9 protein-coding genes are annotated in these 15221 nt (G+C 65.4%); 3 read left to right on the top strand and 6 right to left on the bottom strand.

Annotated features, from left to right (window positions below; translation table 11 throughout):
- Window positions 1-3 precede the first annotated feature (3 nt).
- From AC56LH_RS12550 to AC56LH_RS12565, 4 genes are all read right to left on the bottom strand, one after another.
- A complete protein-coding gene (locus AC56LH_RS12550) occupies window positions 4-1035 on the bottom strand; it encodes a LacI family DNA-binding transcriptional regulator (RefSeq protein ID WP_183555460.1) in 1032 nt (343 codons plus the stop codon).
- Window positions 1036-1269: 234 nt separating this feature from the next.
- A complete protein-coding gene (locus AC56LH_RS12555) occupies window positions 1270-4587 on the bottom strand; it encodes a GH92 family glycosyl hydrolase (RefSeq protein ID WP_499646467.1) in 3318 nt (1105 codons plus the stop codon).
- The gene (locus AC56LH_RS12560) at window positions 4584-7280 is read right to left on the bottom strand and encodes a beta-mannosidase (RefSeq protein ID WP_499646469.1); all 2697 of its coding nucleotides are present in this window, start codon (window positions 7278-7280) and stop codon (window positions 4584-4586) included. The genes AC56LH_RS12555 and AC56LH_RS12560 overlap by 4 nt, the downstream gene beginning before the upstream one ends.
- Before the next feature lie 61 nt (window positions 7281-7341).
- A complete protein-coding gene (locus tag AC56LH_RS12565) occupies window positions 7342-10548 on the bottom strand; it encodes a TonB-dependent receptor (RefSeq protein WP_499646471.1) in 3207 nt (1068 codons plus the stop codon).
- A 413-nt stretch (window positions 10549-10961) separates the two neighbouring features.
- Here AC56LH_RS12565 and AC56LH_RS12570 point away from each other — a divergent pair, with 413 nt between their 5' ends.
- The 3 genes from AC56LH_RS12570 to AC56LH_RS12580 all read left to right on the top strand — a co-directional run bounded on the left by AC56LH_RS12570 (window position 10962) and on the right by AC56LH_RS12580 (window position 13744).
- The gene (locus AC56LH_RS12570; protein WP_499646473.1) at window positions 10962-11363 is read left to right on the top strand and encodes a hypothetical protein; all 402 of its coding nucleotides are present in this window, start codon (window positions 10962-10964) and stop codon (window positions 11361-11363) included.
- Between the two features lie 345 nt (window positions 11364-11708).
- On the top strand, window positions 11709-13199 hold the full coding sequence (locus AC56LH_RS12575) for a SulP family inorganic anion transporter (RefSeq protein WP_499646475.1): 1491 nt from the start codon (window positions 11709-11711) through the stop codon (window positions 13197-13199).
- Between the two features lie 80 nt (window positions 13200-13279).
- A complete protein-coding gene (locus AC56LH_RS12580) occupies window positions 13280-13744 on the top strand; it encodes a DUF421 domain-containing protein (RefSeq protein ID WP_499646477.1) in 465 nt (154 codons plus the stop codon).
- Window position 13745: 1 nt separating this feature from the next.
- On the opposite strand, the gene gluQRS is transcribed toward AC56LH_RS12580, so the two are convergent.
- Window positions 13746-14645, bottom strand: coding sequence for a tRNA glutamyl-Q(34) synthetase GluQRS (gene gluQRS / locus AC56LH_RS12585; protein WP_499646479.1), 900 nt, complete (start codon window positions 14643-14645; stop codon window positions 13746-13748).
- A gap of 10 nt (window positions 14646-14655) precedes the next feature.
- Entirely contained in the window at window positions 14656-15159 is a 504-nt protein-coding gene (locus AC56LH_RS12590; protein WP_499646481.1) for a nuclear transport factor 2 family protein, read from the bottom strand.
- Between the last annotated feature and the right edge of the window lie 62 nt (window positions 15160-15221).

A 15221-nucleotide genomic window follows, 5' to 3' on the forward strand; every position in this document is an offset into this window, starting at 1 on the left:
ACGCTAGTCGTCGTAGCTGCTCTCGCGCACGATCATCTCGACTGGCAGGGTTATCTGGGTGGCGTCCACGTCGCTCTGCTGGAGGCCGGGCTGTTGAGAGTTGGTCTGTTGAAGCTCGGGCTTGGCGAGCAGCGCATCGACGCCGGCGCGACCCAGCGCCTCCTTGTCCACGCGCACGGTGCTCAGTGGCGGGATGGCCGCAGCGGCAGCGGCGATGTCGTCGAAGCCGACGATGGCGAGGTCGTAGGGAATCTTGAGCCCCTCGCCCAGGCAGTACTTCATCGCGACCAGCGCCGTGCTGTCGTTGTAGCAGAACAGCGCGTCGGGCCGCTTCGGCAGCGCCAGCAGGCTGCGCATCGCCTCGATCACGCCGTCGTCGCCCTCGCCCATGGTGGGCACGCTCACTTCGAGGTTCGGATCGGCATGCATCTTCGCGTCGAACAGCGCCTGGCGAAAGCCGCGGTTGCGCTGTCCGATGCTGTAGTGGGCCAGGGACCCCGACAGCATCGCGATGCGCTTGCGCCCGACCCGCAGCAGGTGCTGCGTGGCGAGGTAGCCGCCGCTGATATTGTCCGGGTTGATCGACGTGAAGCCGCGCCGGTGCATATCAACCAGCACCATCGGCTTGCCGGTCTGCTGCAGGGCAGTGAGGATTTCCGGCTCAAAAAAGCCGGCGCACAGGATCGCGTCGGGCTGGTGCAGGCGGATCTGTTCCAGCACCGGCTCGGCCGGCCCGACGACGATCAGCGACAGCGCGATCCCCTCGCGCCGGCACGCTTCTTCGGCCCCGTGCAGCACGGGCGTGAAGAAGGGGCTGGACGTGAGGGTGTTGTGCTGGCTGTGGAGCAGGAACGCGATACGGCGGATCCGGCCTTTCTTCAATAGCGAAAAGTCGTAGCCCAACCGCAGCGCCGCGTCGCGCACGGCCGTGCGCGTGGCCTCCGTCATGCCACCCTGGTTCTTCAGCGCGCGCGAGACGGTGCCAATGGACAGCCCGGTGGCGCTGGCGATGTGGCGCAGCGTGACCTGGCTCACAGGCGCGCCTCCGGCATGCCGGGCATCGTGATCATGGACATGATCGGTCTCCAATCGTTGGTTTAATAAACGCCTCTGTGGGCGTTTTTTGCGTCGTCCGAAAAGGCATCCGGCGCGCGTTGTTCCAGTGCGTTTTATAACAGCCGCGCCTCCGGAGCGTCAACGCGGGCAGACTAAACTGCCCGTGTTTTAGCGCGTTTTAGTAAACAAGCAGCGCCCCAGAGTGCGGTGTGTTTACCGCGCTTCGAGCAGCTCCACTTCGGCCAGCTCGAACGCGGCTCCTTGTGCAAAGCGCAAGCGGTACGCCTTGTACACGCCGGGCTTGGCGATGCCGAACGGGCGCAGCTGACGCTCCCAGGCAAAGACTTCGTTCTCGCGCGTGTCCAGTGCAACCCAGCCACCCTTGGCATCACGGCCTTCCAGCGTCCATGACACCTTGCCCAGCGGCGCCTTGCCGCCGGTGAGCGTGTAGTGGCTGATGCGCGCGCTTTTTGCCAGCGTGATGCCGATGTTCGCTGCCGCCGGCACTTCCACGGCCGTCGCTGCATCGTCGTCGTTCAGCGGCGCGGGCGCGCGCTTGCCGTCCAGCGTCAGCGTGGCACCCTTGCTGCGGTCAACCAGACCCGCGGGCTGCTTGCCAACAGGCGTCAACGATGCCGGCAAGGCGCCGGCCCCAGTGCCCCAGGTCGATGGCGTGCTGCCCATCGTGAACTCCAGCGTCGCGCCGCCAGCGATGTCGTCGTGGCGGATCCATGGTTTGGTCCACGGCTTGCCATTGACCGTGAGCGACTGCACGTAGACGTTCTCCGGGCTGTTGTCATGCGCGATCACGGACAACGTTCGGCCATTTTCCAGGCGTACGTCGGTGCGCGCGAACGCCGGCGAGCCGATCACGTATTCTGGGGACCCCATCCGCAGCGGATACAGGCCCATCATCGCAAACGTGTACCAGGCCGACATCTCGCCATTGTCTTCGTCGCCTGCATAACCCTGCCCGATCTCGCTGCCCAGGTACAGGCGCGCCAGGATGTCGCGTGTGATCTTCTGCGTCTTGGCCGGCTGGCCGGCCGCCGCGTACATCCATGGGATATGGTGCGACGGCTGGTTGCTGTGCGCGTACATCCCCATGCGCACGTCGCGCGCTTCGGTCATTTCGTGGATCACCTGGCGGTAGCTGCCCGAGAACGCTGCCTGCGCCGTTTCGGGCGTGGCGAAGAAGGTATCGAGGCGCTTGCCCAGCGCGGCGCGCCCGCCCATCAGGCTGGCCAGTCCTTCGGCGTCGTGCGGTACGGTGAACGCGAAATTCCAGGCATTGGCTTCCGTGTAGTCGCCACCCCAGCGGCGTGGGTCGAACGCCTTGGCCGGTTCGCGCCACGCGCCCTTGGCGTCGCGGCCGCGGAAGAACCCCGTGGCCGGGTCGTACAGGTGGACGTAATCGGTGGCGCGCGCGCCGAAGTACGCGGCTTCCTCGCGGTAGCGGCGACCGCGCGCAGTATCTCCTTCGCCGCCAGCCAGGGCCGTGGCCATCTGCGCCAGGCCGAAGTCATTGAGTGCGCCTTCGAGCGTCCACGACATGCCTTCATGGACCGACGCATCGGCATATCCGCGGTACATCGACTTGCCCAAACCCTTGCGCCCGACGTTCGACACGGGCGGCACCACCGTCGCGTTCTTCAGCGCCGCCTCGTAGGCCTGGTGCGCATCGAACCCGCGCACGCCCTTGAGCCAGGCGTCGGCGAAAGCGACGTCGGAACTGGTGCCGACCATCAGGTCGGCGTAGCCCGGCGACGACCAGCGCGCCACCCAGCCGCCGTCGCGGTATTGCTGCAGGAAGCCGTCGACCATCTCGCCGGCGCGGGTTGGCGCCAGCAGTGCGTAGGCGGGCCAGGTGGTGCGGAAGGTGTCCCAGAAGCCGTTATTGACATACACCTTACCGGCGACGACGGGCGCCGAGGTCCTGTCGTCGTCGCCACCGGTTTTGGCCTGCGACCAGCCGCTCTGGTCGGCGTGGCGCCAGTCGGGTTGCTGCGCACTGCCGACGTTTTCGTGGCCGACGTTCGGGTACAGGAACAGGCGGTACAGGTTCGAGTAGACCGTCGTCAGCTGGTCGTCGCTGGCGCCGTCCACCTTCACCCGGCCCAGTTCCTTGTCCCAGGCCGCCTGCGCGCGTTCGCGCACGGTGTCGAAACCGGCGTCGCCGATTTCCAGCGCGAGGTTTTTCTGCGCCTGCTCGACCGAAATCAGCGACGTGGCGATGCGCATGCGCACTTCACCGCCGTCGGCCTTGAACTTGATGTAGCCGGTCGGGCGGCCCGTCTCCAGGGGGCCGCTGGCCTGCCAGCGCTGGTCGAAACGCGCGAACACGAACATGCGCGTCGCGCCGTTCGACAGGCCGCTGCGCGTGTCGGTGTAGCCGCGCAGCGTCTGCGTGGCCGCGTCCAGACGCAGGCCGCCGCGTGCATCAACGTTATCGAACAGCAGGTTAGCATCGCCCCCTTGCGGGAAGCGGAAGCGGAAGATCGCCGCCCGTTCGCTCGGCGCAATCTCGGCGCGGATGCCGTTGTCGAAGTCCACGCGATAGGTGTGCGCACGCGCCACTTCGTTATCGTGCGAGAACGACAGTGCGCGGCGCTTGCGGTCGGGATCGGGCTTGCCGCTCGCGTTCGACGGCATGATCTGGAAGGTCTGGCGGTCGCCCATCCAGGGGCTCGGTTGGTGGCTCAGCGACAGCGCCTGCAGGCGCGGGCGGTTGTTCTCGTCGTTCTGTTCGTTCCAGCGATACAGCCAGCTCAGGGTGCTGGCATCGGTGGCCGGCGTCCAGAAGTTAAAGCCGTGTGGCATCGCCGTGGCCGGGATATTGTTCCCGCGCGAGAAGGTGCCGTTGGCTTGCGTGCCGCGCGTGGTCAGCACGTGGTCGGTCGGGCGCTTGGCTTCGGCGCGGGCCTGCTCGCCGATGACGATGTCATCGAGCCAGCCGCTGGCGCCGGCGGCCGCAGTGGGCTGCAGCGCCAGCTCGATCGACTTGATGCGGCGCCCCGCCAGGCTGCCCAGGCGCACCGACTTGTGCGCCCACTGCTGCGGATACAGCGTGTTCGACCTGGCCTGCGCCACCGCGTCGATACGCACGCCGTGGTTGTCGCGCAGGTCCAGGTTCGAGATGCGGCGGCCGTCGTCCAGCACCAGGTCCAGCGCCACGCCGGTGGACGTGGCAATGTCGCCATCGACGATTTCGGGCAGCACGTTCCATGACAGGACCGTGTCGGCCTTGATCGCCAGATCGACCGCGAACAGCGGCAGGCGCCCGCCCTTGCCGTCGCTGTGGTACTGCAGCGCGCGCAAACCGGTATAGCCGGTCTTCGCCTTGGCGGCATACGGCTTGTCGGGGCCACTACCCGGCGTGACCCGGATGCCCTCGCCCGCGGTGGTGGCAGGAAGGGGCTCGTTCGCTTCGAACGACGTGGCAAAAACGTTTGCAGTGCGGGGTTCGGCGGCATTGGCCATGCTGGCCAGCAGCATGGCCACGGCGGCGCCGATGGTGTGGGTCTTGTTCATGGGGTGATCTTCCAGGAAGTTGGGTTGGTCGCGCGCATGGCATCACGCAGCGAACGGACATGGAGGGCGGCGCGCAGCACGCTGTCGCTGGCAGTGGACGTCACGCGCACGGTGACGGGTTCACCCGGCAGGATGGTCAAAGCATTGTCGTGGAACTGCGCATCGACGTCGCCGGCATCGAGCCAGACGCCGCGCGCCAGTGTCGCTGCCGTGATCTCGATGCGGTAGCCGTCAACATCGCGGTGCACGGTCGTGTGCAGGCCGGGATCGCGCCAGGCGACGTCTTTCGCCGGCACGAAGTAGACGACGCCGGTCGATGCCGGCTCGCCCTCTACCTGCAGCGTGAACACGGCAACGGTCGATGCGGGATCGGCGCCGGCCAGCAGGTCGGCATCGGCATACGCGCCCGCGTCGCTAGCTGACAGCGGCGCGACCGTAATGGCCTCGCGTGTATCGCGCAGCACAGCGCCATCGAGCGACATCACACGCGTGTGCAAGGTTCCCTGCACGGCGTGCGTGCGGTCGTTGATGAGGCTAACGCGCGTAGCACCGCGGGCGTCGCGCAATGCCGCGACGGCGACCGGTGCAAAGAAGCGGCGCGCATGAAACTGCAGCGCCTTTGGCCGGCCGAACCAGTCGATACTCGACCACGACGCGCCCGGCCATACATCATTGAGCTGCCAGTACAGCGAACCCATCGTGTGCGGGCGGCTGCGGCGGTGGTGCAGCGCGGCCAGCTCGATGCCGTCGGCCTGCATCACCTGGCTCAGGTAAGCAAACGCCGGGAAATCGACCGGCTCGCCGAACTGCGCCTGCACGTATTTCGTCAGGCGCTCATTGCCCTTGCCGGCCATGAATTTCTGGTGTGCTTCGATGACGGGCGTGGCCACGCCCTGCTCGACGCGCGTGGCAAACGCATCGATCGTGCGCTGCACCGGCCATGCTTGCAGCCCGTACTCGGACATGAAGCGCGGCGTGATGTCGAGGTAGTTGGAGACCGGATGCGCCGGATTGCCCCACACTTCCCAGTAGTGCATGTCCCCGCTGCCTGGGGTATTGGCCGCTTGCTGCAAATCGTTGCCGGGCGAGCTCGACCAGTAGCCGATGCCGCCGCTTTCTTCGGCCACCACGCGGCGCAGGTCGACGCCGAACAGCGCGACATAACCGTCCCAGACCTGAGTGGCAAAGACCGGATCGGCGCGCTCGAGCGTCTTGCGGTGGCCCCAGTTTTTCCAGGCGATCTCCTGCTCGTTATTGCCGCACCAGAGCACGACGCTCGGGCGGTTGCGCAGGCGCCGCACCTGGTCGCGCGCCTCGTGCACGACATTAGCGCGAAACGCCGGATCGTACGCCGGCTGCATCCCGCCGCCGAACATGAAATCCTGCCAGACCATCAGGCCCAGTTCATCGGCGAGGTCGTAGAAATCCTCGTCTTCGTAATAGCCACCGCCCCAGCTGCGCAGCATGTTCATGTTGGCGTCGGCGGCCGATTGCAGCACGTGCCGTAGCTGCTCACGGCGCACGCGCGGCTGGAACATGTCGAACGGGATCGTGTTGGCGCCCTTGGCAAACACGGGAATGCCATTGATGACGAAATAGAAGCCCTGGCCGGCGGCGTCGCGGTCGCGCCGCAGCTCGACGCTGCGCAGGCCCGTGCGTGCAGCGTGCGTGGCAAGCGTGCTGTTGCCATGGCTGACGTCGAGCTGGTAGCGGTACAGCGGCTGCTTGCCGTAGCCGTTCGGGAACCAGCGCTGCGGATCGTCGATCCGCACCGGCAATTCAATGCGGTTGGCACCGGCGCGCAGGTCGATCTGCTTCGTTGCGGTGAGCGTGCGCTGACCGCCGGGCGCCGTCTGCCACAGGCGCAGCGTAAAGCGCCCGGCGCGCACCGCGTCGAGCGATGCGATGGCGGCGATGTCGGCGCGCGCTGCATCGACGCGGTCCTGGCGCAGTTGCAGGTCGTCGATGCGCACTGCATCCCAGCTGTGCAGCACGACGGGTTTGCCGATACCGGCCGTGACGTAGCGCGGGCCCCAGTCCCAGCCATAGTGGTAGCCGGGTTTGCGCACGAAGTTCGCGCTCAGCACATCCTTGGGTTCATCCCCGTAAGGCGACGCGTAGTTGCCGGCGATCTTGTGTGGCATCGCAGCGACCTGCGGCTGCATCGTGTTGATGGGTGAGCGAAACACGATGCGCAGGATGTTGCCGTGCTCGCGCAGCCGGCCGGCCACTGGCACGCGCCAGGTGCGAAACGCATTGTTCGCGTCGAGCAGCTTGACGCCGTTGAGCCAGACTTCGGCAAAGGTGTCGAGTCCGGCGAATACCAGCTCGCTGCGCGCGCGCTGCAGCACGGCGCGCGGCACATCGAAGGCGGTACGGTATTCCCAGTTGGCCAGGCCGATCCACTGCAGGCCCGCTTCGGGCGCGCCGACGTAGGGATCGGGAATCAGGCCGTGTGCCAGCAGATCGGTATGCACAGTGCCCGGCACGGTGGCCGCGCGCCACGGCATGAGGTCGGGATGCGCCGCTTCGCGCGCGTCGCCCGGCAACAGGTGGAAGCGCCAGCCCCCGTCGATGACGAGCTTGTCGGATGGGTTGGCCAGGGCGAGACCTGCGCAGAAGAAAAGAAGCAGGCCGGCGCACAGCGCGCGCCAGCCGCCGGCCGTCGCGATCGTGGTGATCCGAGCGTTCATGGCGTGATCCTGGAAAGAAGACACCCTCCCCGCCAGGGTGGCGGAGAGGGTCGCTGCGGACTCAGAACTTGTAGTTCAGGCCCACATACGCCACACGGCCGGCGTAGTTGTTGCTGTAGAAGCGCGACTTGGTGTCGTTGCCCAGGTACGAGTGCGACTCTTCCTCGGTGGCGTTCAGGACCGATGCGGTCAGGCTCAGCTCCGGCGTGAAGTTGTACGACGCGTTCAGGTCGACCTGGCTGTACGGCGCCTCATACACGTTCAAGCCGTTCATCAGGCCGTTGACCACCAGGCCGCGGCGGTTATACGACGCGCGCAGCATGAGCCGGTCGGTCGAGTAGAACACCGTCACGTTGGCCTGGTTCTTGGCGCTGCCCACCAGCGGCGAGGTGCCGATCTCGGTGCCGTCGGCCAGCGTGATCGCGGCCTGGTTGGTCTTGTTGTACGTGTAGTTGACCTGGAAGCCGATGCCGTTGTCGAACGTGTGCTGCGCGTACAACTCGATGCCTTTCGACACCGCGTCGCGCCCGCCGGCACTGGTCGCGTAGTTCTGCACCGCGATCGCCTCGCCGCCGAGGTTCAGGTTCACGTCACGCACGACCGGCACCGCGAAGTTCTGGACGTTCTTGCGGAAGATGCCGGCGCCGAGCACGGAGCCGCGGTGGAAGTACCACTCCAGGCCCAGGTCGTACTGCGTGGCCTGGTACGGCTCCAGATCCTTGTTGCTGCCCGAGCCGAACCAGCCCTGGCGGTCGCCCCCGCCGATCAGGCGGCGATCATTGACGTATTCCTGGCTGAAGTTGCTCAGGGCGCCCGGTGCGCCGATGTCGTTGTAGCTCGGGCGCGCCACGACCTTCGAGGCGGCGCCGCGCAGCAGCAGCGTGTCGGTCAGGTCGTACGCGACGTTCAGGCTTGGCAGCACATCGGTGTAGGTGCGATCGAGCGAGCTGACGACATAGGTCGAGACGTGGCCGGTGGCCGGATTGGTTTCGCTGTCCGGCACGACCGTGAAGCCACTCGTGCAACCCGAGCCGGCAGGTGCACCGGCAGCGGGCAGGCCACCGGCCAGGCATGGCGCCGGGGTGCCGTCAGGACCGTCGAAGAAGTAGTCGTTGTAGTAGTCGACCTTGTCAGTCGAATCGGCATGCTGGCGGGTGCGCACGACGCGCACACCCAGGTTGCCGCGCAGGCGGTCCGTCTTGAAATTGCCCTGCAAGTACATCGACGTGATCTTTTCATCCACGTTGTAGATGAAGTTTTCTTCGTTGCGGGTCTGCATCTCGCCGTACGTCTGGTTCAGGTACGAGATATAGGCCGGATAGTTGATGCCCGGGAAGGCGCTGGCTTTCAGGCCGCCCGTCAGGTTGCCCAGCGATTCGTCGTACAGGAATTCAGGACGGAACTGGTTGGCAGATGCGTCGCAGCCGTTCTGGTAGCGGCTGTCGTAGTCGCCAGGATTGGCGCCCTTGCAGACCCAGTAATTGTTGCCGGTGCTGCGGCTGGTGCCACCATCGCGGTACTTGGCGCCGAACTGCACCGAGTCCAGCCAGCTGCTGTCGGCGTGCCAGGTCAGGTCGGCCTGCGCGTAGTTCTGGTCGGTGCTGTTGCGGGTCCAGGACGAGGAGGTCGAGCCCAGGTCGATCTCGCCGATGCCGTTGCGCAGGTTCTGCATCAGCTCCGGCGCGAACGTCATCGTCGGCTTGCCGCTCACGTCCCACGATGTGGCCGTGTTACCAAGCGACCAGCTGCCGTCGGCATTCTGCCGACGCGGCTTGATCGGCATGCCGAATTGCAGTTCCGGGCCGCCCTCGGCCCAGGTGCGGCCGAGCTTGAAGGTGGCGTCGACGGACTCGCCCTTCCATTCGACTTCAAAGTCAGCGGTTTGCGACAGCGCCTTCTCGCGGCTGTAGCCACCGGTGATCTGCGGGGTCGGGATCGTGCAATCGTCCGGACCGAAGCCGCCGGTGTTGCTCAAGCCGGCAGCGCCAGCCTGCGCGCTGTTGCAGTAGTACGCCTTGCCTGGACGCACGCTGTACTGCGCGCCGGTCACGACGGTGCCGCTCGGGTCGAACGTGAGGCCGTCGAGCAGGCGCCCGCCCGGCCAATTGCCATCGCCGTCGTAGCGCGCGATATTCCATTCCGGGACCTTCAGCTGGTTGAGCTGCGAATTCTGCTGCAGGTCGAAGCGGAAGTAGTTGGCCGTCATGTTCAGGTTGCGCAGCGGCTTGAACTGCAGCGTGAGCTGGCCGCCCTTGCGCTCGCGCTCGGTGGTGCGCACGTCCAGCGCAACGGCGGTCGGCATCGCGAACTTGGTGTAGTACTTGCCGGACTGGTCATAAAAGCCCGACTGGCCCCACCAGAACGAATTCAGGTTGGAAGGCTGGCCATCGGCGCCCACCGGCGGCTGCGCCTTGTAGTCGTCGGCATACCATTGCCAGTTTTCAGTGCTCGCGCCCATCGTACGCGTGGTGCGCTTTTGCTGGGTGTAGCCGACCAGGACGCCAAAGCGGTTGCTCTCGTCGTGCCACGCGTACTGGCCGGAGAACTGCGGGTCGGTCTTCTTGGTGGTATCGGCCCAAGTGCCTTCCGCATTGACGAAGCCCGTGCCCGACTTGACATCGAGCGGCCGGCGCGTGCGCAGGATCACCGTGCCGCCGATGCCGCCTTCGTCGAAGCGCGCTTCGGACGTCTTGTACAGCTCGGCGCTGGCCAGCATGTTCGACGGCATCAGCATGTAGTTGAACGAGCGCGACGGATCGCCATTCGATTCGGCGGTGGCGACGTAGTTGCCGTTCAGCTGTGTCAGGGTCAGGTCGGACGACAAGCCGCGCACGCTGACGTTCTTGCCTTCGCCGCCACTGCGGGTGACGACCACGCCCGGCACGCGCTGGAGCGCATCGGCCACGTTCTTGTCCGGGAATTTGCCCACGTCTTCGGCGGTCACCACCTCGACGATCGAATTGGCTTCGCGCTTCTGGTCGAGGCTTTTCTCGATGGAGTAGCGAAAGCCCGTCACCACCACCGTCGACGGGCCTGCAGCGGCAGGCTGGTCGGCGGACGGCGCCTCGGTGGCTGCAGTTGCCACTGCAGTTGCAGCCGGGGCTGTCTGCACTGCGCCTGGCTGCGCGGCCGGCGGCTGGGCCGGCTGGTCGGCCGGCATGGTCTGGGCGTGAACGGTCGAGAGCGACAGCAGCGCAAGGCTGACGGCCATGGCGATGGGCGTGACGCTGCAGCGCTGCCGTGAAGCGCGGTGGGTGTGTGAATGCATGTGTGTCTCCTGGTCGTGCCCTGTATGGGCTATCTTTTATGGCGGCAGCAGGTTCAGGCGGCCGTCAACCGGCAGCCTTTGCGCACCGCAACGTGAAGCGTCCCGATGTCATCGCCAGCGCGACACATTCTCAGGGTGTCGCCTGCCGGCCTGTCGCAGATTTACTAAACGGCGGGCATCTCTTCTGCATATCGCAGGGGTCGTGCAAACCGGTACCGCAAATTTATACAAGTAGTGTGTGAAGCCTCAACAAACTTTGGCGGTTTGCGTGAAGTTTAGTGCCGTTTAGTAAACGGCGACTGCACAATTTTCTTCCAGGAATTTTTCATTGCGCGTGTAAGCTGTCGCGCGTCTCCATGATTTCTCCACATTGTGGGCGCACGATGTGTTTCATGCCCACCAAGGAGAACACCATGAACCGCATCATCCGATCCAGCCTGGCCCTCGGCCTTGCCATCACCCTGCCACTGTCAGCCAGCCTGGCGCACGCCGCCGACCAACCCGACTGCCGTGGCACCAGCAGCAAATGTGCACCGCCACCACCACCGCCTGCGCCACCGGCGCCGCCAGTGGGTGCAGTCGCACCAGCGGCACCGCCGGCGCCGCCGGTTGGCACCCCGCCGCCGCCTGCACCACTGGGCGGTCACGCCCTGAAAGACAGGCCAGCGCCACCGGCACCTCCAGCACCACCGGCGTCACCGGCGAACGGCAAGCGGATCGCACCGCCGCCGCCACCACCGCCAGTCGCCGAGATGCCTGACGTTGCGCCACCCGCACCGGCTGATGGACCAGTCCCCAAACCGGTAGCAAGGTAACCGGACGCACCGCAGCATGCGACTTGACTGATGTTATGTTGCGGTGCAAAATAGCTGGCTATGACCGTATTGTCCCTCCCCGCCACCCAGCTCCGCAGCGCCTAACGTGCTTACAGCACGCGTCGCGCCGTACTGCGGCTGGCTGCGGCATCCTTCCCGGGATGCGGACTGCCACGCGGTTATTTCTGCTCAGTAACACCCCCGTAATACCCCTTCCCCATTGCACGTCCATGCACCGCCGTCATCACGACGCCGGTGCGTTGTCGTTCGTCTTGCTGCGCCCTGCTTCGTGCACGGCGTTTCCATTTCTTGCACTCGGCTGTTACAGCCCGGGAAGGTATCCTCATGGTATTTCAACACATCCGCCAGGACTGGTTCTCCAACGTCCGTGGCGACCTGCTTGCAGGTATCGTCGTCGCCCTCGCCCTCATCCCTGAGGCCATTGCGTTTTCCATCATTGCCGGCGTCGACCCGAAGGTCGGCCTGTACGCGTCGTTCTCGATCGCGACACTGATCGCCTTTTTCGGCGGGCGGCCAGGCATGATCTCCGCTGCCACCGGCGCCATGGCCCTGATCATGGTCTCGCTCGTCAAGGAGCACGGCCTCGATTATCTGCTGGCCGCCACCATCCTGACCGGCGTGCTGCAGATCGTCGCCGGCTGGATCAAGCTTGGCCGCCTGATGCGGTTTGTCTCGCGCTCGGTGATCACGGGCTTCGTCAACGCCCTGGCGATCCTGATTTTCCTCGCCCAGTTACCTGAACTGACGAACGTCACGTGGCACGTGTACGCCGTCACTGCGGCCGCGCTGGCCATCATCTACGGCTTGCCGTACCTGACGCGCGCCGTGCCGTCGCCGCTGGTCGCGATTGTCGTCATGACCGGCGCGTCCATCGCACTGGGCCTGGACATCCGCACCGTCGGCGACATGGGCGAGCTGCCGGACAGCCTGCCGTCGTTCCTGATCCCGAACGTGCCGTTCAGTCTCGAGACCCTGCAGATCATCTTGCCGTACTCGGCCACGCTGATGCTCGTGGGCCTGCTTGAATCGCTGATGACCGCCACGATCGTCGACGACCTGACCGATACCCGCAGCGACAAGAACCGTGAATGCGTCGGTCAGGGCATCGCCAACGTCGCTACCGGCTTCATCGGCGGCATGGCCGGCTGCGCGATGATCGGCCAATCGGTGATCAACGTGAAATCGGGCGGCCGTACCCGCCTGTCGACGCTGACCGCTGGCGTCGTGCTGCTGCTCATGGTCGTGTTCCTGGGCGACTGGGTGCGCCAGATCCCGATGGCGGCGCTGGTTGCCGTGATGATCATGGTGGCCATCGGCACGTTCAGCTGGAGTTCGATCAGCAACCTGCGCGCGCATCCGGCCAGCTCGAGCATCGTCATGCTCGCCACGGTCGTCGTCACCGTGGCCACGCACGACCTGGCCAAGGGCGTGCTGGCGGGCGTGCTGTTGTCGGGCGTGTTCTTTGCGCAGAAAGTCAGCCGGATGCTGAGCGTGACGTCGCGCGTGGAGACTGGCACGGATGGCGGCGAGGTCCGTCACTACCTGGTCAGCGGTCACGTGTTCTTCGTGTCGTCCGACCAGCTCGTCCATGCGTTCGACTACAGCCCGACGCGCGCGACCGTGCACATCGACCTGAGCGACGCGCATTTCTGGGACATCACTGCCATCGGCGCGCTCGACAAGGTCGTGCTGAAACTGCGCCGCGCCGGTGCGCAGGTGGTCGTGCATGGCCTGAACGAGGCCAGCGCCACCCTGATGACCCGCTTTGCCATCCACGACAAGGACGGCGCCGAGGACATGCTGGCCGGTCACTGATCAGAGTGTGGCGCAGACGGGCGTCATGAGGTTGGCAGATTGATTACAATCAGCGCCTATTTCATGCCCCTGGAGGCGCCATGTTCGACTTCGATCTACCCTGGTGGGAGCTGATCGCGCGCGGCGCGATCGTCTACTGCGCCCTGCTCGCCATGATGCGCATTGCAGGCCGCCGTACAGTCGGGCAATTCACGCCGTTCGACCTGCTCGTGGTGATGCTGTTGTCCGAATCCGTGTCCAATTCGATGACCGGTGGCGACGAATCACTGCTCGGCGGGCTGGTCATCGCTGCGACACTGGTGGCGCTGACCGTGCTGATCGCCTTCCTCACATCGCGCAGCCGCAAGTTCGAGGCGTTCGTCGAGGGCAGTCCCGTATTGATTGGGCGCGATGGCGTGTTCTTCAAGGATGTGATGAAGCGCTGCCGTCTGTCGCAGGACGATGTCGAAGAAGCGCTGCGCGGCGCCGATTGCCCGCGCCCGAAGATGAAGTGCGCGTTTCTCGAAGTGAACGGCTCCATCAGCATCATGCAGAATCCGCAGTAGATCAGCTTGCGGCGCGCTCCGCCAGCAGCTGCCCCCAGGCGGGAATCGCGGCGCGCCAGAATGCCTCGATGGAATCCGGCGCTGGCCCGTCGAGCACAAGCCCCAGAAACGCCGCGGTCTCCATCAGAACGTCGATTGCGGCAGGCGCATCGCCTGCCGTGACGGCAAGCGCACCCGTCTGCTTCGACAATTTTTCTCCATTGCTGTTGCGTACCACCGGCACGTGCAGGTAGCGCGGCGTCGGTGCGCCGAGCAGCCGCTGCAGATGGATCTGGCGCGGCGTCGAGTCGAGCAGATCTGCGCCGCGCACGATGTCGGTCACGCCTTGCTCGATATCGTCCACCACGACCGCCAGTTGATAGGCCCAGAACCCGTCCGCGCGCTTCAGCACGAAGTCGCCGGCATCACGGGCCAGGTGCTGCGTGACTGGTCCGGCAAAACGGTCAACAAAGGTAATGGCATCCTCGCCCGCCGCCGGCACGCGCACGCGCAGGCTGCGCATGGTGCGTCCCGGGCCGAGGCCATGGCGGCAGGTGCCCGGATAGATGGCGCTGCCGTCGGGTGCTACGCCGATGCGCGAATCGGCAATCTCGCGCCGGTTGCAGCCGCACGGATACGTGTCGCGCTCAATGCGCGCGGCAGCGGCTTCATACAAATGCTTGCGCCGGCTTTGCCAGACGATGTCGCCGTCATGCCCCATCCCAAGCGCGGCCAGCAGTTGCAGCATGCGGTCGGCCGCGCCGGGTACGCTGCGGCCTTCGTCGATGTCTTCGATGCGGATCAGCCAGGTGCCCCCGTGCCAGCGGGCGTCGAGGTAGCTGGCCATGGCCGCAACCAGCGAACCGGCATGCAGCGGCCCGGAAGGCGATGGCGCAAAGCGGCCTATGTAATGCGTCTTCACTGCAAGCTGCTTATTTCTTTGGTTGCTTTTCGTGGTCGGCGATGATCCCGACGACCTGGTCGTTGACGGCATTGGGCACCGCCAGCGACAGCTGATAGTGGACGATCTCGAAGCCTGACTTGGTCTTGCGCAGCACGCCACTGGCCATCGCCGGCCCCATGTTTTTGGTATCGAGCAGCTCGTCGAACCAGATCAACGATTTGTCGGCCGACGCATAGACATTGCGGCGCGTGGCCTTGAAGGTCCAGGCGGATTTGGCATCGAAGTACTTCTTCGACCATGCCTTGAATTCGTCGCGCGTCCACAGCTCGGTGCGGTCAGTGCCGATATACACGCCATCCTTGGCGATCTTGTCGAAGTACGCCATGCGCGTGTTGGCGGCGTCATCGTGCCAACCGTCGACGAAGGCGTTGACTTCGCGCGTGAGGGTCGCATCGGTGGCGGCGTGCGCAGCGCCGCCCAAGCCCAGCGACAAAGAAAGGCACAGGAAGCAGGCGGCGAAAAAACGGTGCATGGTGGTTCCCTCGATGACGATCATGAGGAAAACATTCTACACATGCACGCGACAGGCCGTGG

Source organism: Telluria sp. LT1R51-2 (assembly GCF_059685775.1).